Origin of the sequence: Streptomyces sp. C1-1 (assembly GCF_050214755.1) — a bacterium.
Lineage (GTDB): Bacteria > Actinomycetota > Actinomycetes > Streptomycetales > Streptomycetaceae > Streptomyces.
In genome coordinates this window covers 2978532-2997319 of sequence record NZ_CP189826.1, presented here as the reverse complement: position 1 = coordinate 2997319, position 18788 = coordinate 2978532, and the positions used below count along the sequence as shown (strand labels likewise).

The 18788-nt window shown below is 70.3% G+C and carries 13 protein-coding genes; 8 read left to right on the top strand and 5 right to left on the bottom strand.

Annotated features, from left to right (window positions below; all coding sequences use genetic code 11):
• Positions 1 to 50: 50 nt before the first annotated feature.
• The 5 genes from ACQF4J_RS13535 to ACQF4J_RS13515 all read left to right on the top strand — a co-directional run bounded on the left by ACQF4J_RS13535 (position 51) and on the right by ACQF4J_RS13515 (position 5340).
• Positions 51 to 746, top strand: coding sequence for an ABC transporter ATP-binding protein (locus tag ACQF4J_RS13535; protein ID WP_142143176.1), 696 nt, complete (start codon positions 51 to 53; stop codon positions 744 to 746).
• Positions 747 to 868: 122 nt separating this feature from the next.
• Complete coding sequence (locus ACQF4J_RS13530) at positions 869 to 3421, top strand: ATP-binding protein (RefSeq protein WP_427165700.1); 2553 nt, start codon at positions 869 to 871, stop codon at positions 3419 to 3421.
• On the top strand, positions 3418 to 4104 hold the full coding sequence (locus ACQF4J_RS13525) for a response regulator (protein ID WP_351570387.1): 687 nt from the start codon (positions 3418 to 3420) through the stop codon (positions 4102 to 4104). The genes ACQF4J_RS13530 and ACQF4J_RS13525 overlap by 4 nt, the downstream gene beginning before the upstream one ends.
• A gap of 93 nt (positions 4105 to 4197) precedes the next feature.
• Positions 4198 to 4596, top strand: a complete 399-nt coding sequence (locus ACQF4J_RS13520) for an OB-fold nucleic acid binding domain-containing protein (RefSeq protein ID WP_142143182.1) — start codon at positions 4198 to 4200, stop codon at positions 4594 to 4596.
• A 3-nt stretch (positions 4597 to 4599) separates the two neighbouring features.
• On the top strand, positions 4600 to 5340 hold the full coding sequence (locus tag ACQF4J_RS13515) for a DUF3159 domain-containing protein (RefSeq protein WP_200699746.1): 741 nt from the start codon (positions 4600 to 4602) through the stop codon (positions 5338 to 5340).
• Between the two features lie 206 nt (positions 5341 to 5546).
• Here the strand turns inward: ACQF4J_RS13515 and ACQF4J_RS13510 are convergent, their stop codons facing one another.
• Both ACQF4J_RS13510 and ACQF4J_RS13505 read right to left on the bottom strand, forming a co-directional pair.
• Positions 5547 to 6224, bottom strand: coding sequence for a potassium channel family protein (locus tag ACQF4J_RS13510; RefSeq protein ID WP_351570390.1), 678 nt, complete (start codon positions 6222 to 6224; stop codon positions 5547 to 5549).
• On the bottom strand, positions 6224 to 6895 hold the full coding sequence (locus ACQF4J_RS13505; protein ID WP_351570393.1) for a potassium channel family protein: 672 nt from the start codon (positions 6893 to 6895) through the stop codon (positions 6224 to 6226). The genes ACQF4J_RS13510 and ACQF4J_RS13505 overlap by 1 nt, the downstream gene beginning before the upstream one ends.
• A gap of 392 nt (positions 6896 to 7287) precedes the next feature.
• Between ACQF4J_RS13505 and ACQF4J_RS13500 the strand changes: the two genes are divergently transcribed.
• Positions 7288 to 9351, top strand: coding sequence for an APC family permease (locus ACQF4J_RS13500; protein WP_351570396.1), 2064 nt, complete (start codon positions 7288 to 7290; stop codon positions 9349 to 9351).
• A 93-nt stretch (positions 9352 to 9444) separates the two neighbouring features.
• Positions 9445 to 10773, top strand: a complete 1329-nt coding sequence (locus ACQF4J_RS13495) for a class I SAM-dependent RNA methyltransferase (protein WP_427165699.1) — start codon at positions 9445 to 9447, stop codon at positions 10771 to 10773.
• Positions 10774 to 10842: 69 nt separating this feature from the next.
• On the opposite strand, the gene ACQF4J_RS13490 is transcribed toward ACQF4J_RS13495, so the two are convergent.
• Positions 10843 to 12279 (bottom strand): endo-1,4-beta-xylanase, encoded by a 1437-nt coding sequence (locus ACQF4J_RS13490; protein ID WP_427165698.1) that lies wholly within the window; start codon positions 12277 to 12279, stop codon positions 10843 to 10845.
• 755 nt (positions 12280 to 13034) lie between these two features.
• Here ACQF4J_RS13490 and ACQF4J_RS13485 point away from each other — a divergent pair.
• On the top strand, positions 13035 to 15920 hold the full coding sequence (locus ACQF4J_RS13485; protein ID WP_427165697.1) for a glycosyl hydrolase: 2886 nt from the start codon (positions 13035 to 13037) through the stop codon (positions 15918 to 15920).
• A gap of 89 nt (positions 15921 to 16009) precedes the next feature.
• Here ACQF4J_RS13485 and katG read toward each other — a convergent pair whose 3' ends face one another.
• Both katG and ACQF4J_RS13475 read right to left on the bottom strand, forming a co-directional pair.
• A complete protein-coding gene (gene katG, locus ACQF4J_RS13480; protein WP_427165696.1) occupies positions 16010 to 18199 on the bottom strand; it encodes a catalase/peroxidase HPI in 2190 nt (729 codons plus the stop codon).
• Positions 18200 to 18222: 23 nt separating this feature from the next.
• The gene (locus ACQF4J_RS13475) at positions 18223 to 18660 is read right to left on the bottom strand and encodes a Fur family transcriptional regulator (protein ID WP_351570418.1); all 438 of its coding nucleotides are present in this window, start codon (positions 18658 to 18660) and stop codon (positions 18223 to 18225) included.
• Positions 18661 to 18788 lie beyond the last annotated feature (128 nt).

The following is an 18788-nucleotide window of genomic DNA, read 5'->3' as shown; positions in this document are numbered from 1 at the left end:
CGGCCGGGCGCCGACGGCGATACTGGCGCCCGGCCGACGGGGGAGAAGACATGGGCAGCCAGGTGGTCACCGAGACCATGGTGCGCGTCGAGAACGTCCACAAGACCTACGGGCGCGGCGCCGCCGCCGTGCACGCCCTGCGCGGCGTCTCCCTGGACATCCCGCGCGGCGAACTCGTCGCCCTCAAGGGCCGCTCCGGCTCGGGCAAGACGACGCTCCTCAACATCGTCGGCGGCCTCGACGCACCCGACGAGGGCAGGATCGTCGTCGACGGCCTCGACCTGGCGGAACTCGGCGAGGACGGCCTGCTGGCCCTGCGCCGGGACCGCATCGGGTTCGTCTTCCAGTCCTTCGGGCTCATCCCCATCCTCACGGCCGCCGAGAACGTCGGCGTCCCGATGCGGCTGCGCCGCACCGAGGTGCGCGAGCGCGAGGAGCGCGTCGAACTGCTGCTCGCTCTGGTGGGCCTCGCCGACCACGCCGGGCAGCGGCCGGGCGAGCTCTCCGGCGGCCAGCAGCAGCGGGTCGCCATCGCCCGCGCCCTCGCCAACAGCCCCGCGCTGCTCATCGCCGACGAGCCCACCGGCCAGCTGGACGCCGAGACCGGGCACGCCGTCATGGAACTGCTGCGCGCCGTCGTCCACAGCGAGAACGTCACCGCGCTGGTCGCCACGCACGACGCCACCCTGCTCGACCTCGCCGACCGGGTGCTGGAGCTGAGCGACGGCGAGATCGTCGAGCACTGAGGCGACGCGCGTCAGAGTTGCGTCAAAGACGGTCTCCTGGCCGGTCACGGGACGATATGCCGCGATTGGTGGCCGTAAGGTCGACGCTGCGTGGGCGACAGTGACGGGAAGACAATGAGGCCATGGGACGCGGCAAGCTTCGGATCTACCTCGGTGCGGCACCGGGCGTCGGCAAGACGTACGCCATGCTCTCCGAGGCGCACCGGCGCGTCGAACGCGGCACCGACTGCGTGGTGGCCTTCGTGGAGCACCACGGCCGGCCGCGCACCGAGGTAATGCTGCACGGCCTGGAGCAGGTGGAACGCCGCGAGCTGGAGCACCGCGGGGCCGTCTTCACCGAGATGGACGTCGACGCCGTGCTGCGCCGCGCGCCCGCCGTCGCCCTCGTCGACGAGCTCGCCCACACCAACGTGCCCGGCTCCCGCAACCCCAAGCGCTGGCAGGACGTCGAGGAGCTGCTCGCGGCCGGCATCGACGTCGTCTCGACCGTCAACATCCAGCACCTGGAGTCACTCGGCGACGTCGTCGAGTCCATCACCGGGGTACGGCAGCGGGAGACCGTGCCCGACGAGGTGGTGCGCAGGGCCGACCAGATCGAGCTGGTCGACATGTCCCCCGAGGCCCTGCGCCGCCGCATGGCGCACGGCAACATCTACACGTCGGACAAGGTCGACGCCGCCCTGTCCAACTACTTCCGCCCGGGCAACCTCACCGCCCTGCGCGAACTGGCGCTGCTCTGGGTGGCCGACCGGGTCGACGAGTACCTCCAGCGGTACCGCACCGAACACCGGGTGTCCCGGATCTGGGGTTCGCGGGAGCGGATCGTGGTCGGGCTGACCGGCGGCCCGGAGGGACGCACGCTCATCCGCAGGGCCGCACGGCTGGCCGAGAAGGGCGCGGGCGGCGAGGTACTGGCGGTCTACATAGCCAGCAGCGACGGCCTGACATCCGCCTCGCCCGACGAACTGGCCGTGCAGCGCACCCTCGTCGAGGACCTGGGCGGCACCTTCCACCACGTCGTGGGCGACGACATACCGGCCGCCCTGCTCGCCTTCGCCCGCGGGGTCAACGCCACCCAGGTCGTGCTCGGCGTCTCGCGCCGCAAGAGCTGGCAGTACGTCTTCGGGCCCGGCGTCGGCGCCACCGTGGCCCGGGACTCCGGTACCGACCTCGACGTCCACCTCATCACCCACGACGAGGCCGGCAAGGGGCGCGGGCTGCCCGTGGCGCGCGGCGCGCGGCTGGGGCGGTCCCGGATCACCTGGGGCTGGGTGGTCGGTGTGGGCGGCCCCGCGATCATGGCCGTGCTCACCAACACCGTCCACCTCGGCCTCGCCAACGACATGCTGCTGTTCCTGTCGGTTACGGTCGCGGCGGCGCTGCTCGGCGGCCTGCTGCCCGCGCTGGCCTCGGCGGCGGTGGGCTCCCTGCTGCTGAACTACTTCTACACACCGCCCCTGCACCGCTGGACCATCGCCGACCCGAAGAACATCGTCGCCATCGTCATCTTCGTGGCCGTCGGGGCCTCCGTCGCCTCGGTCGTCGACCTCGCCGCCCGCCGCACCCACCAGGCGGCCCGGCTGCGCGCCGAGTCGGAGATCCTGTCCTTCCTGGCCGGCAACGTGCTGCGCGGCGAGACCGGCCTGGAGGAGCTGCTGGAGCGGGTCCGCGAGACCTTCGGGATGGAGTCGGCGGCCCTGCTGGAGCGGTCCGGCGACCACGACCCCTGGACGTGCGCGGGCCGGGCCGGCATCGGACCGCCCGTCGGGCGGCCGGAGGAGGCCGACGTGGACGTGGCGGTCGGCGACCACATGGCCCTCGCGCTGACCGGCCGGGTGCTGCCCGCCGAGGACCGCCGGGTGCTGGCCGCGTTCGCCGCGCAGGCCGCCGTCGTGCTGGACCGCCGGCGCCTGCTGGAGGAGGCCGACCGGGCCCGCGCGCTGGCCGAGGGCAACCGGATCCGCACGGCCCTGCTCGCCGCCGTGAGCCACGACCTGCGCACCCCGCTCGCCGGTATCAAGGCCGCCGTGTCGTCCCTGCGCTCGGACGACGTGGCCTGGTCCGAGGAGGACCGGGCGGAGCTGCTGGAGGGCATCGAGGAGGGCGCCGACCGCCTCGACCACCTCGTCGGCAACCTCCTCGACATGTCCCGCCTGCAGACCGGCACGGTCACCCCGCTGATCCGCGAGGTCGACCTCGACGAGGTGGTGCCGATGGCACTCGTCGGGGTGGACGAGGACGGCGTCCGGCTGGACGTCCCGGAGACTTTGCCCATGGTCGCCGTCGACGCCGGGCTCCTCGAACGGTCCATGGCCAACCTGGTGGAGAACGCCGTCAAGTACAGCCCGCCCGGCAAGCCCGTGCTGGTCGCCGCGAGCGTCCTCGCCGACCGGGTCGAGGTCCGGGTCGTCGACCGCGGCCCCGGCGTCCCCGACGAGGCCAAGGAACGCATCTTCGAGCCCTTCCAGCGCCACGGCGACGCCCCGCGCGGCGCCGGCGTGGGCCTCGGCCTCGCGGTCGCCCGCGGCTTCGCCGAGGCCATGGGCGGCACGCTCGAAGCCGAGGACACCCCCGGCGGCGGACTCACCATGGTCCTCACCCTGCGTGCGGAGGCACCGCACGCGGCGCGGCCCGTACCGTCGCCGCAGGAACAGCCGGAAAGGCAGGCCACATGACCCGGGTGCTCGTGATCGACGACGAGCCGCAGATCGTGCGCGCCCTCGTGATCAACCTCAGGGCGCGCAAGTACGAGGTCGACGCGGCGCACGACGGCGCCACCGCCCTCCGGCTGGCCGCCGACCGCCACCCCGACGTCGTCGTCCTGGACCTCGGCCTGCCCGACATGGACGGCGTCGACGTGATCCGCGGCCTGCGCGGCTGGACCCGGGTGCCGATCCTGGTGCTCTCCGCCCGGCACACCTCCGACGAGAAGGTGGAGGCCCTCGACGCGGGCGCCGACGACTACGTCACCAAGCCCTTCGGCATGGACGAGCTCCTCGCCCGCCTGCGCGCCGCCGTCCGCCGCGCCGAGCCCGTCGGGGCCGGCGAGGACGAGGTCACGACCGTGGAGACCGAGGCGTTCACCGTCGACCTGGCCGCGAAGAAGGTCAACCGCGGCGGCAAGGACGTCCGGCTGACCCCCACGGAATGGCATCTGCTGGAGGTGCTGGTCCGCAACACGGGACGGCTGGTCGGCCAGCGACAGCTGTTGCAGGAGGTGTGGGGGCCGTCGTACGGGACGGAGACCAACTACCTGCGGGTGTACATGGCGCAGCTGCGCCGCAAGCTCGAGTCGGATCCGTCACATCCCCGGCATTTCATCACCGAACCGGGCATGGGCTACCGGTTCGAGAAGTAGCAGCTGCGGGCCCGGGGGCGGCGGGCACCGGCCCGGTTCGGGGCGGTGCCCCGCGGGTACGAAGGTGTCAGTGCACCCCGGTACGCTTCAGATATGAGTGCTGTTCCTCGTTCCGAAAAGCCGGTGGGCCGGTTCCGGCGCATGCTCGACCGGCTCTCCTCCTCGCAGGAGGACCTGGAGTCCGAGGAGCTGCGGGAGGACGCCGAGACGGCGGGATGTACGCGGATCGGTGACTGCCACGACCGACAGATCGTCACGGTTACTGGTACCTTGCGCACGGTCACCCTGCGGCCGCGCGCGGGCGTCCCGGCCCTGGAGGCAGAGCTCTTCGACGGCTCCGCCGCGCTGGACGTGGTGTGGCTCGGGCGGCGTTCCATCGTCGGGATAGAGCCCGGGCGCAGACTGATCGCATCGGGCCGGATCTCGATGAGCCGGGGCCGCCGGGTGCTGTTCAATCCGAAATACGAACTGAGACCCCTCGGACGGGAGTAGCCGGTGACGTCGCTCGACAAGCCGACCGAAGACACTCAAGCCGACGACGCGCGGGCGGTCACCGAGGCCGCCCTGTTCGAGGCGTTCGGCGGAGTGCGGGGCATGGTCGAGACGGTGCTGCCCGGCCTGCTCTTCGTCACCATCTTCACGATCAACAAGGACCTGCACTGGTCGGCCATCGCCGCCCTCGCCGTGTCCCTGCTGCTCGTGGTGGTCCGGCTGGTCATGCGGGACACCGTCAAGCACGCGTTCAGCGGCGTCTTCGGCGTCGCGTTCGGTGTCGTGTTCGCGATGATGACCGGCAACGCCAAGGACTTCTACCTCCCCGGCATGCTCTACACGCTGGGCCTGGCGCTGGCGTACATCGTCACGACCCTGTGCGGTGTCCCCCTGATCGGTCTGATCCTCGGCCCGGTCTTCAAGGAGAACCTCTCCTGGCGCACCCGCAACCCCGGCCGCAAGAAGGCGTACGCGAAGGCCAGTTGGGCCTGGGGCCTGATCCTGCTGGCCAAGTGCGCGATCCTGTTCCCGCTGTACTGGTGGGCCAACACCGCGCAACTGGGCTGGGTGCTCGTCGCGTTGAAGATTCCGCCGTTCCTGCTGGCGGTCTGGCTGACCTGGGTCTTCCTGGCGAAGGCGCCCGCGCCCATTGACGTGTTCGCGGAGATGGAGGCGGAGGAGAAGGCCGCGGCGGAGGCCGAGAAGGCCGAGGCGGCGGGGGGACGGCACCGTCGGGAGGTCTGAGCTCGGCGTCTCGGTGGGCGTTGCCGGGGGCTGCCGCCCCCAGGCCCCCGCTTCGGACCTGCGGGCCTCGTCCTCAAACGCCGGACGGGCTGAAATGCAGTCGGCCGGGCAAATGCAGTCGGCCGGGCTGGAACGTGGCCGGACGGGCTGACGACGAAGGGCGCCACTGGATTCAGGGGCGCCCTTCGTCGTCGTAACCGCAGCCGCTAGTCCGTCGTGTCCTCGCGGCGTACCGACAGCAGGTCCTCCAGCTGTTCCTCGCGGGCCTGGGCGGCGACGAACAGGAGTTCGTCGCCCGGTTCCAGGGAGTCCTCGCGGGACGGGGTGAGGACCCGGGTGCCTCGGATGATCGTGACCAGGGAGGTGTCCTCGGGCCACTCCACGTCCCCCACCTGGGTGCCGGCCAGGGCCGACTCCTCCGGGAGGGTCAGTTCGACGAGGTTGGCGTCGCCGTGGCTGAAGCGCAGCAGACGGACCAGGTCGCCGACGCTCACCGCCTCCTCGACCAGGGCCGACATCAGGCGGGGGGTGGAGACGGCGACGTCCACGCCCCAGGACTCGTTGAAGAGCCACTCGTTCTTGGGGTTGTTCACCCGGGCCACGACCCGGGGGACGCCGTACTCCGTCTTCGCCAGCAGGGACACGACCAGGTTCACCTTGTCGTCGCCCGTCGCCGCGATGACGACGTTGCAGCGCTGGAGCGCCGCCTCGTCCAGGGACGTGATCTCGCAGGCGTCGGCCAGCAGCCACTCCGCCTGGGGGACGCGCTCGACCGAGATGGCGGTCGGCGCCTTGTCGACGAGCAGGACCTCGTGACCGTTCTCCAGCAGCTCGCCCGCGATCGAGCGGCCCACCGCGCCGGCACCGGCAATGGCGACCCTCATCAGTGACCGCCCTCCTCTTCGGGACCCTTGGCGAAGGACGCCTCGACCTTGTCGACCTCGTCCGTGCGCATCATCACGTGCACCAGGTCGCCCTCCTGCAGCACCGTCTGCGAGGTGGGCAGGATCGCCTCGCCGAGGCGGGTCAGGAACGCCACGCGGATGCCCGTCTCCTCCTGCAGCGTGCTGATCTTGTGCCCGACCCAGGCGGCGGAGGCGTGCACCTCGGCGAGCTGCACCCCGCCGGTGGGGTCGCGCCACAGCGGCTCGGCGCCCGAGGGGAGCAGCCTGCGCAGCATCTGGTCGGCCGTCCAGCGGACGGTCGCCACGGTCGGGATGCCCAGGCGCTGGTAGACCTCCGCACGGCGGGGGTCGTAGATCCGGGCCGCGACGTTCTCCACGCCGAACATCTCGCGGGCGACGCGCGCCGCGATGATGTTGGAGTTGTCGCCGCTGGAGACTGCGGCGAAGGCGCCTGCCTCCTCGATTCCGGCCTCGCGCAGGGTGTCCTGGTCGAAGCCGACGCCGGTGACCCGGCGGCCGCCGAAGCCCGGGCCGAGGCGGCGGAAGGCGGTGGGGTCCTGGTCGATCACGGCGACCGTGTGCCCCTGTTGCTCCAATGTCTGGGCCAGAGCGGAACCCACTCTTCCGCAGCCCATGATGACGATGTGCACGACCGTCCTTCCGAATGTCCAAAAACTACTGCTCGGCATCAGGGTCTCAGACCGACGCCCAAGCTACACACGCGCAGTACGACGCCGGGAGCCCCGTGCACGGTTGCTGTCATGTCCGTGACCTCAGCGACGACCGATGCTGCGGACGCTCGCAAGTGTCAGGAAACCGAGGCCCACGACGGTCGCGACGGCGCCGATCAGCTCTGCGGGGGCGTGCATGGAACCTCCAGGGGGCGACGACGGCCGGGAAAGTGGGCGGTGTTTGTCATATAGGCATGGGGACGTCGTGAGCTGCGGAATCCGCAGCCGGTGCCGTCCTGGATTTCACTCGGAGAGCAGAACCAGGGTGGCGGGTGGTTGGGCACCCGTTCGAACGCCTACGATGCTCTGTTGTGTCCAAACTGACCGACGTGCCCAAACGGATCTTGATCGGGCGCGCCTTGCGCAGTGACCGGCTGGGCGAAACGCTCCTGCCGAAGCGCATCGCCCTCCCCGTCTTCGCCTCCGACCCGCTGTCCTCCGTGGCCTACGCCCCCGGAGAGGTGCTGCTGGTCCTGTCCATCGCGGGCGTGTCGGCGTACCACTTCAGCCCCTGGATCGCGCTCGCGGTCGTCGTGCTGATGTTCACCGTGGTCGCCTCCTACCGGCAGAACGTGCACGCGTACCCCAGCGGCGGCGGCGACTACGAGGTGGCGACCACCAACCTCGGCCCCAGGGCCGGGCTGACCGTCGCCAGCGCCCTGCTCGTCGACTACGTCCTCACCGTGGCCGTCTCGATCGCCTCCGGCATCGAGAACCTCGGCTCGGCGGTGCCGTTCGTGGTCCAGCACAAGGTGCTGTGCGCGGTCGCGGTGATCCTGCTGCTCACCCTGATGAACCTGCGCGGCGTGAAGGAGTCCGGCAAACTCTTCGCGATCCCGACGTACGTGTTCGTCGGCGGCGTCTTCGTGATGATCGCGTGGGGCGCCTTCCGCGGGCTGGTGCTGAACGACACCATGCTCGCGCCCACCGCCCAGTACACGATCAAGGCCGAGCACCAGGGGCTGGCCGGCTTCGCCCTGGTCTTCCTGATGCTGCGCGCCTTCTCCTCCGGCTGTGCCGCGCTCACCGGTGTCGAGGCGATCTCCAACGGCGTCCCGGCCTTCCGCAAGCCGAAGTCGAAGAACGCCGCGACCACGCTCGCCATGATGGGCCTGCTGGCCGTCACCATGTTCTGCGGCATCATCGTCCTCGCCCTGACCACCAAGGTCCGCATGGCGGAGAACCCGGCCACCGACCTGCTCAAGCACGGTGTGGGCGTCGGCGCCGACTACGTCCAGAACCCGGTGATCACGCAGGTCGCCGAGGCCGTCTTCGGCAAGGGCAGCTTCTTCTTCGTGGTCCTCGCGGCGGCCACCGCGCTGGTGCTGTTCCTGGCCGCCAACACGGCCTACAACGGCTTCCCGGTGCTCGGCTCCATCCTGGCCCAGGACCGCTATCTGCCCCGTCAGCTGCACACCCGCGGCGACCGCCTCGCCTTCTCCAACGGCATCGTGCTGCTGGCCGGCGCGGCGACCCTGCTCGTGGTGATCTACGGCGCCGACTCCACCCGGCTCATCCAGCTGTACATCGTCGGCGTGTTCGTGTCCTTCACGCTCAGCCAGACCGGCATGGTCCGCCACTGGAACCGCCACCTCGCGGTCGAGAAGGACCAGGCCAAGCGCCGTCACATGATGCGCTCCCGCGCCATCAACACCTTCGGCGCCTTCTTCACCGGCCTGGTGCTGGTCGTCGTCCTCGTCACCAAGTTCACCCACGGTGCCTGGGTCGCGCTGCTGGGCATGTGCATCTTCTACGCGACGATGACCGCCATCCGTAAGCACTACGACGGCGTGGCCGCGGAGCTCGCCGCCCCCGAGGGCCCGAGCGACGACAGCCTGCGCCCCTCCCGCGTCCACTCGGTCGTCCTGATCTCCAAGATCCACCGCCCCGCGCTGCGCGCCCTCGCCTACGCCAAGCTGATGCGCTCCGACACCCTGGAGGCGCTCACCGTCAACGTCGACCCGGCGGAGACGAAGCTGCTGAAGGAGGAGTGGGAGCGGCGCGGCATCCAGGTGCCGCTGAAGGTGCTGGACTCGCCCTACCGCGAGATCACGCGGCCGATCATCGAGTACGTCAAGGGACTGCGCCGGGAGTCGCCGCGCGACGCGGTCTCGGTGATCATCCCCGAGTACGTGGTCGGCCACTGGTACGAACACCTGCTGCACAACCAGAGCGCGCTCCGCCTCAAGGGCCGGCTGCTGTTCACGCCCGGCATCATGGTCACCTCGGTGCCCTACCAGCTGCAGTCCTCCGAGGCGGCGAAGAAGCGGGCCCGCAGGCGCCAGGAGTGGAACGCTCCCGGTTCGGTGCGGCGCGGTCCCGCCGAGCAGGGCCGGCCCAAGGAGCCCTCTGGCACCTCGGGCGGCAAGGGCTGACCCCCTCGCCGGTCAACGGCCGGGCGACACCCACGTAGACTGGTGGGCTGTTGTCCGGCCGTCGTTCTCTCTCATTTCTGGAGTCACCCCACCATGCAGGCACAAGAGAAGAAGTCGCTGGTGGGGGAGGAGTACGAGGTCGAGATCGGCCCCGTCGCCCACGGCGGGCACTGCGTCGCGCGCACCGACGACGGCCAGGTGCTGTTCGTCCGGCACGCGCTGCCCGGCGAGCGGGTCGTGGCCCGGGTGACCGAGGGCGAGGAGGGCGCGCGCTTCCTTCGCGCGGACGCCGTCGAGGTGCTGGAGGCGTCCAAGGACCGCATCGAGGCGCCCTGCCCCTACGCCGGTCCCGGCCGCTGCGGAGGCTGCGACTGGCAGCACGCCAAGCCCGGCGCCCAGCGCCGGCTGAAGGGCGAGGTCCTCGCCGAACAGCTGCGCCGGCTCGCGGGGTTGACCCCCGAGGAGGCCGGCTGGGACGGCACGGTGATGCCGGCCGAGGGCGACAAGCTGCCCGCGGGAGAGGTGCCGCAGTGGCGCACGCGGGTCCAGTACGCGGTGGACGCCTCCGGGCACGCCGGCCTGCGCCGGCACCGCTCGCACGAGGTCGAGCCCATCGAGCACTGCATGATCGCGGCGCCGGGCGTGAGCGAGCTGGGCATCGAGGAACGCGACTGGTCCGGGATGGCGTCCGTCGAGGCGATCGCGGCCACCGGCTCTCAGGACCGCATGGTGATCCTGGAGCCGCGGCCGGGTGCCCGGCTGCCCCTCGTCGAGCTGGACAGGCCCGTCTCCCTGATGCGCGTCGAGGAGAAGGACGGCGGCATCCACCGCGTCCACGGCCGCGCCTTCGTCCGTGAGCGGGCCGACGGCCGCACCCACCGGGTGGGCAGTGGCGGCTTCTGGCAGGTCCACCCGATGGCCGCCGACACCCTCGTCAAGGCTGTCATGCAAGGCCTGTTGCCGCGCAAGGGCGACATGGCGCTGGACCTGTACTGCGGTGTGGGCCTGTTCGCCGGCGCCCTCGCCGATCGCCTCGGCGACAAGGGCGCGGTCCTCGGGATCGAGTCCGGCAAGCGGGCCGTCGAGGACGCCCGGCACAACCTCGCCGACTTCGACCGGGTGCGCATCGAGCAGGGCAAGGTGGAGACCGTACTGCCCCGCACGGGCATCACCGAGGTCGACCTGATCGTCCTGGACCCGCCGAGGGCGGGCGCGGGCCGCGGCACGGTGGAACACCTGGCCTCACTGGGCGCCCGCAGGATCGCCTACGTCGCCTGCGATCCGGCGGCGCTCGCCCGCGACCTGGGGTACTTCCGGGACGGGGGCTACCGGGTGCGGACGCTGCGGGCGTTCGACCTGTTCCCGATGACGCACCACCTCGAGTGCGTGGCGATTCTGGAGCCGGTCGCGAAGGGCGCCTGACCCGCTGGTCCTCTGCGAGGGTCGCCGCCCCGATGGCGGCGACCCCGGACCGTCGGCGTGCAGGCTCGCTCAGGAGCGGGTCCAGTGTTGGTTGCTGCCGTTCGAGCAGGCGTAGAGCTGGATCAGGGTGCCGTTGGCGGTGCCGCCTCCGACGGCGTCGAGGCAGAGTCCGGACTGGACGCCGACGATGGATCCGTCGGAGTTGAGGCGCCACTTCTGGTTGTCGCCGCCCCAGCAGCTGTAGATCTGGACCTTGGCGCCGTTGCCCGTGCCGGCGGCGTCGAGGCATTTGTCGCCGTAGACCCTGAGTTCGCCGGCGTCGGTCAGCGTCCACTGCTGGTTGGTGCCGCTGTGGCAGTCCCACAGCTGGAGCTGGGTGCCGTCGGCGGTAGCCGCGTTGGGCACGTCCAGGCAGCGGCCCGAGCCGACGCCCTTGATCTGTCCGCCGCCCGCAGGGGGCGGCGTCGTGGAACCGCCCCCGTTCAGTGCGTCGAGAACGGCGGTGTAGGCGGGCTTCTTGCTGCCGTCGTTGTTGAACAGCAGCGGCGTGTCACCGGAGCGCCAGGAGTCGCTGTCGCGCACGCCCCAGACGGTGATGCCGAGGCAGCGCGAGACGGCCAGGCAGTCGTTGGTCACGGCGGCGTAGGTCGAGGACGAGGCGCCCTGGATGTCGAGTTCGGTGATGGCCACGTCGACGCCGAGGGCGGCGAAATTCTGCAGTGTGGTGCGGAAGTTGCTGTTGTACGGGCTGCCGCTGTTGAAGTGGGACTGGAACCCGACGCAGTCGATCGGCACGCCGCGCTGCTTGAAGTCCCGGACCATGTTGTACACGCCCTGGGTCTTGGCCCAGGTCCAGTTCTCGATGTTGTAGTCGTTGTAGCAGAGCTTGGCCGCCGGGTCGGCGGCGCGCGCGGTGCGGAAGGCGACCTCGATCCAGTCGTTGCCTGTGCGTTGCAGGTTGGAGTCCCGCCGGCCACCCGAACTGCCGTCGGCGAACGCCTCGTTCACGACGTCCCACTGGGCGATCTTGCCCTTGTAGTGGCCCATCACGCCGTTGATGTGGTCGATCATCGCCTGGCGCAGTGAGCTGCCGCTGAGGCTCTGCATCCAGCCGGGCTGCTGGGAGTGCCAGGCCAGCGTGTGGCCGCGCACCTGCTTGCCGTTCTGGACCGCCCAGTTGTAGACACGGTCGCCGGCGCTGAAGTTGAACTGGCCCCGCTGTGGTTCGGTGGCGTCGATCTTCATCTCGTTCTCGGCCGTCACCATGTTGAACTCACGGCTCGCGATCGACGTGTACGCCGAGTCGCCCAATCTGCCCGAGGCGATGGCGGTGCCGAAGTAACGGCCGCTCTGCGCCGCCGCCGCACCGAGCGTGGTCCCGGCGGCGTGTGCGTTCTGCGGCGCGGCCAGTGCGGTGACCACACCCAGGACACCGGCGACCAGTGCCAGGCGCAGGGCACGGGTCTTCCGGCGGACATCGGATCTTGGAAGGGCGTACGAGCCCATGACTGTTCCTCCGGGTTAGAAATCACGGATGGACTGAAGCGCAGGGGGAAGCGCAGGGGACTGCGTCGTCCGCCCACGTGGTGCGAACCTCACCGGAACGAAACGGGGTGGCGCAGGTGATGTGGTGCGACGGACTGCCCGGGCTGATTGGGCTCGGAATCTCGAACCAGTGCCGGTTCCTCAGACAGGGATGATTGAGGCGTTGACCGTGCAGCGTCAATACTCAAGCCGGAAGAAGTTTCCGATTGCCTTACGAAACATTCGGAAATACGGTGTTGACCCTGCCAGGGCGACAGCCTTCGCGACCGTGTGAGGGGCGGGGTGCGAATTCCCAGGCGGGCGTTGAAAGTTCCGGGGCGGCAGAGCCCCGGCGGCCGTACGCATCGTCTGCTCGTCGTTCCGGTCAGGGGTCAAGTGGGATACAAGCCAGCCCGTTTGGCGATGCGCAGCTCGCTGTCCGACGTGCCACCCAACGAAATGTTTCGGGGTTGGTGGCGATACATGAGCGAGGTATTGACGCCGCTCGCATGGGCCGGCGCGCGTCGATAACGGGTCGTTGAACGATTACTGCTTTCTGTATTGACGGCTTCATGGGGCCCCTCTATGTTCCAGCTTGAGAGCGCTCTCAAACACGGCAACCACGGCCTGCTCCCCGCTGTGGCCTGGGATATGAAAGTCGCGCCGCGCAATGCGCCGTTCGCACGCCTCGCCTCCCTGCTGGAAGGGTCCCCATGGCAAGAGACAGTGCTCAGCCCGTGAGAACCACGCCGTGGCCCGCCGCCCGGCGGCGAGCCGCGGTGTTCCTGGCCGTCGCCGCCCTGCTCGGCGCGGCCCTCGACCCCGCGGCGGCGCGAGCCGACACGGTGGGTGCGGGCAGCTACACCACCACGGCCCCCGGTCCGCTGCCCTCGGGATGCGCGGACCTGTCCACCAACCCGCGCCACTGGGTCACGGCCGACGCCCCGTCGGGCGCCGTACCCACCAACGACTGGTGGTCGTCCATCCTGTGGAAGCGCACCAACTGCGCCTACGGAGAGCCCTTGTTCGCCCAACCCCTCGGTTTCCGGGCGCAGTCGGCCGGGCTGGGCGTCTCCTACAGCACCAAGCCGACGATCTCCGGCAGCGCCAAGGGCGTGGGCGAGTACCACTTCAACTACACCGAGGACTTCGTCGCCGGAGTCGCCGGCCTGGGCGCTGCCGAGGTGAAGGTCGACGACTGGAGCGACTGGACCGTCAGCCCCGTCCTGAGCGACGGCGCGCACAAGCTGCGGGCGACCATCGGCTCCGGCCTGCCGTTCGCGTACTTCCGGGCGACCGGTGGCGACGCCCAGATCAAGGTGGCCTCCGGCGCGACGGCCGACGTATGGTCCCGCTCCGGTTCGATGCTCGGCTACACCATCGCCGGGCACGACTACGTCGCCTTCGCCCCGAGCGGCGCCAGCTGGTCGGTCGACGGCTCCGGCACCACCTTCACCTCCTCGCTCGGGGGCAAGGACTACTTCTCGATCGCCGTGCTGCCCACCACACCGTCCACCTCGGCCACGGACCGGGCCGCGCTGGCGGACGAGTACGCCAAGTACGCCTACAACCACGTCACCGGGACCGCGGTGTCGTACGCCTACGACGAGGCGAGCAGCACCGTCACGACCAAGTACAGCTTCACCACCACCGCCATGGAGGGCACCGGCAAGGCCACGGTCGCGGCGCTGATGCCCCACCAGTGGCGCAACCTCGCCGACGGCAGCCCGCCGGCCCAGAAGTACATCTCCTCGCGCGGCCCCCTGAAGGTGCTCACCGGCATCACGTCCTTCACGACGTCGATGGTCTTCCACGGCGTGCTCCCCGAGGTGCCGGCCGTCGCCGACAGTTCCGGGGCCGATGCCGCCACCCTGCAGAACTATCTGAACGCGGAGAAGGCCGACCCGACCCGTCAGCAGAGCGACGACACCTACTGGACGGGCAAGGGCCTCGGACGCGCCGCACGGCTGGCGGAGATCGCCGACCAGACCGGCAACACCGACGTCCGCGACGCCGCCCTGTCCGCGATCAGGTCCAAGCTCACGGACTGGTTCACCGCGTCGCCGGGCGAGACCGGCCACGAGTTCTACTACGACCGCAACTGGGGCACCCTGATCGGCTACCCGGCCTCCTACGGATCCGACCAGGAGCTGAACGACCACCACTTCCACTACGGCTACTACATCGCGGCCGCCGCCACCCTCGCCCGGTTCGACCCCACCTGGGCCGACGCCGACCACTACGGCGGGATGGTCGACCAGCTCATCCGGGACGCCGACAACTACGACCGTGCGGACAAACGTTTCCCCTACCTGAGGGACTTCGACATCTACGCCGGCCACGACTGGGCCTCGGGCCACGGCTCGTTCGCCGCGGGCAACAACCAGGAGTCCTCGTCCGAGGGCATGAACTTCGACAACGCGCTCATCCAGTGGGGCGCCGCCACCGGCGACAGGACCGTCCGCGACGCGGGCATCTACATGTACACCACGCAGGCCGCCGCCATTCAGGACTACTGGTTCGATGCCAAGGACGAGAACTACCCGAGCGACTTCCCGCACAAGGGGGTCGGCATGGTGTGGAGCAACGGCGGCGCCTACTCCACCTGGTTCTCCAGCGCCCCCGAACAGATCCAGGGCATCAACCTGCTCCCGGTGACCGGCGGGCACCTCTACCTCGGCGACAACCCCGCCTACGTCAGGGCCAATTACCAGGAGATGCTCGACCAGGCAGGCAGGACCAGGCCCGGCATCTGGCCCGACATCTGGTACGAGTACCTCGCCCTCGGTGACGGCGACGCGGCCCTGGCAGACTTCCGCGCCGACAACTCCTTCGCCTCCGAGGAGGGCGAGAGCAAGGCCCACACCTTCCACTGGATCCGCAACCTCGCCGCCCTCGGCACCGTGGACACCACCGTCACCGCCGACGATCCGCTGACCGCCGTGTTCACCGAGAACGGCGAACGCACCTACGTCGCCGCCAACCCGACCGCCACCGACACGACCGTCCACTTCTCCGACGGAACCACCGTGCAGGTGCCCGCGGGCAGGACGGTGACCGCCGGCGCCCACACCTGGAGCGGCGGCAGCGCACCCGGCGGCACCGGAGGACCCACGCCCACCCCGACCCCCACGCCGTCCGGCGGCACGGGTTCGTCGCCCACGCTGTATCTGATGGGCGACGGGACGCTGTCGGCGACCGCCGGAACCGCGGGCAGCGCGACGGTGGCGTCGGCCGACGGCGTCAACCACGACGGCAGCCCGTACAAGCCGCTGACCTTCACCGCCTCCGGGATCGACCTGAAGTACGCCGGAGGCACCCCCCGGTTCGACCTCGCCGTCGACGCCGGGCGGACCGTCGGCAACGCGGTCCAGCTGGAAGTGTCGTACGACTGCACCGGCTCGGGCTCGTGGGACCGCGTCGAGACCTACCGGTACTTCGCCACCGACCCGCTTCCCGGCTGGGAGCACTACACCGAGGCCGCCGGACTCGCCTCCGCGACCGGCACCGCCTGCGACCTGAGGAACGGGACCGTACGGGTCAGGGTCTGGAGCGCCCTGGGCAGCACCCCCAGCACGCTGGACACCGGAGACCTCTCGACCGTCCGGCTGCCCTACACCTGACGGCGGGCCCACGGCCGGAAACGGCGACGTCCGGGCCGCCCCTGCGGGACGGCCCGGACGTCAGTGGCCCGGACGGGTGACCGTACGGATCAGGCGATGTCGAAGCGGTCCGCGTTCGACACCTTGACCCACGCCGCGACGAAGTCCTTCACGAACTTCTCCTTCGCGTCGTCGGCCGCGTAGACCTCCGCGAGGGCGCGCAGCTCGGAGTTCGAGCCGAAGACGAGGTCGGCACGGGTGCCGGTCCACTTCACCTCGCCGGTCGCGTCGTCACGGCCCTCGAAGGTCGTCTGGTCCTCCGAGGTCGACTTCCAGGTCGTGCCCAGGTCGAGCAGGTTGACGAAGAAGTCGTTGGTGAGCTTGCCCGGCGTCTCGGTGAGGACGCCGAGGGCGGTGCTCTGGTAGTTGGCGCCCAGCACCCGCAGACCGCCGACCAGGACGGTCATCTCCGGGGCGCTCAGGCCCAGCAGGTTCGCCTTGTCCAGCAGCAGGAACTCGGCCGGCAGACGGTTGCCCTTGCCCAGGTAGTTGCGGAAGCCGTCGGCCGGCGGCTCCAGCGCGGCGAAGGACTCCGCGTCGGTGTGCTCGTCCGTGGCGTCCACGCGGCCCGGCGTGAAGGGCACCTCGATGTCGAAGCCGGCGTCCTTGGCGGCCTTCTCCACGGCGGCGGCACCGCCGAGGATGATCAGGTCGGCCAGGGAGACCTTCTTGGCGCCGGTGTTGAACCCGGCCTGGATGCCCTCCAGGACGCGCAGCACCTGAGCCAGCTTGTCGGGCTCGTTGACCTCCCAGCCGGCCTGCGGCTGCAGGCGGATGCGGGCGCCGTTGGCACCGCCGCGCTTGTCGCTGTTGCGGTAGGTGGAGGCGGACGCCCAGGCGGTGGTCACCAGCTGGGAGACCGTGAGGCCCGAGTCGAGCAGCTTGGCCTTGAGCGACGCGATGTCGGCGGCGTCGACGGGCTCGCCCTCGGCCTGGGGCAGCGGGTCCTGCCACAGCAGGGTCTCCGCCGGGACCTCCGGGCCGAGGTACAGCGCCTTCGGGCCCATGTCACGGTGGGTGAGCTTGAACCAGGCGCGGGCGAAGGCCTTCGCGAACTCGTCCGGGTTCTCGTAGAAGCGGCGCGAGATCTGCTCGTAGACCGGGTCGAAGCGCAGCGACAGGTCGGTCGTGAGCATGGTCGGGAGGTGCTTCTTCGTCGCGTCGTGCGCGTCGGGGACGATCGCCTCGGCGTCCTTCGCGACCCACTGCTTCGCGCCGGCCGGGCTCTCGGTGAGCTCGTACTCGTACTCGAAGAGGTTCTTGAAGAAGCCGTTGCTCCACTGGGTCGGCGTGGCGGTCCAGGTGACCTCCAGACCGGAGGTGATCGCGTCGCCGGCCTTGCCGGTGCCGTAGGTGCTCTTCCAGCCCAGGCCCTGCTGCTCGATCGGGGCGGCCTCGGGCTCGGGGCCGACGTTGTCCGCCGGGCCGGCGCCGTGGGTCTTGCCGAAGGTGTGACCACCGGCGATGAGGGCGACGGTCTCCTCGTCGTTCATCGCCATGCGGCGGAAGGTCTCGCGGATGTCGCGGGCCGCGGCGATCGGGTCCGGGTTGCCGTTCGGGCCCTCGGGGTTGACGTAGATCAGACCCATCTGGACCGCGCCGAGCGGGCTCTCCAGGTCACGGTCGCCCGTGTAGCGCTGGTCGTCCAGCCAGACCTTCTCGGGGCCCCAGTAGACGTCCTCCTCCGACTCCCACACGTCCTCACGGCCACCGCCGAAGCCGAAGGTCTCGAAGCCCATGGTCTCCAGGGCGACGTTGCCGGCGAGGATCATCAGGTCGGCCCAGGACAGGCTCTTGCCGTACTTCTTCTTCACCGGCCACAGCAGACGGCGGGCCTTGTCCAGGTTGCCGTTGTCCGGCCAGCTGTTGAGCGGGGCGAAGCGCTGCTGACCGGCGCCGGCGCCGCCACGGCCGTCGCTGATGCGGTAGGTGCCCGCGCTGTGCCAGGCCATGCGGATCATCAGGGGGCCGTAGTTGCCGAAGTCGGCCGGCCACCAGTCCTTGGAGTCCGTCAGCACCTCGGCGATGTCGCGTTTGACCGAGGGGAGGTCGAGGCTCTGGAACGCCGCGGCGTAGTCGAACTCCTCACCGAGCGGGTTGGCCACGGCGGGGTTCTTGGCAAGGATCTTCAGGTTGAGCCGCTCCGGCCACCACTGCTGGTTGCCCCCGCCCTGGGTCGGGTGCAGGGCGCGGTCGTGCGCCACGGGGCACTTGGCCTCTGCGGCGTTGTTCTCAGACATGGGAATCCTTCCGGGGTTGGTGCTCAGGCCGTGCGTGCGGAGGAACAGTCGGGGCACAGGCCCCAGTAGATGACCTCGGCCTCGTCGAGCGCGAAGCCGCGGTCGTCGGACGGGGTGAGACAGGGTGCGTGGCCGACCGCGCAGTCGACGTCGAAGACGGCGCCGCAGGTCCGGCAGACGAGGTGGTGGTGGTTGTCACCGACCCTTCCCTCGAACCGGGCCGGGCTGCCGGGCGGCTCGATGCGTCGCACGAGGCCCGCGCCGGTCAGTGCGTGGAGTGCCTCGTACACCGCTTGAAGGGATATGTGGCCGACCCTCTCTCGCACGCCCGAGGCGATCGTCTCGACGTCGAGGTGGTCACCCTCGCGGACGGTCTCGAGCAGTGCGACGCGGGCGGCCGTCACCCGCAGGCCGGCACCGCGGAGCTCCTCTGCGGTGGTCGGGGGCTGGGGTGCAGTCATGGGGATCAACCTACAGCCTTAAACACGAACGATTCAAGAAAACTAACCGTGCAAGTTTGGTGGCGCGCCGGTTGCCCCGGGGTGCGCCGCAAGATCTCTCGCCGCAAGATCTCTCACAGCGCCCGCCG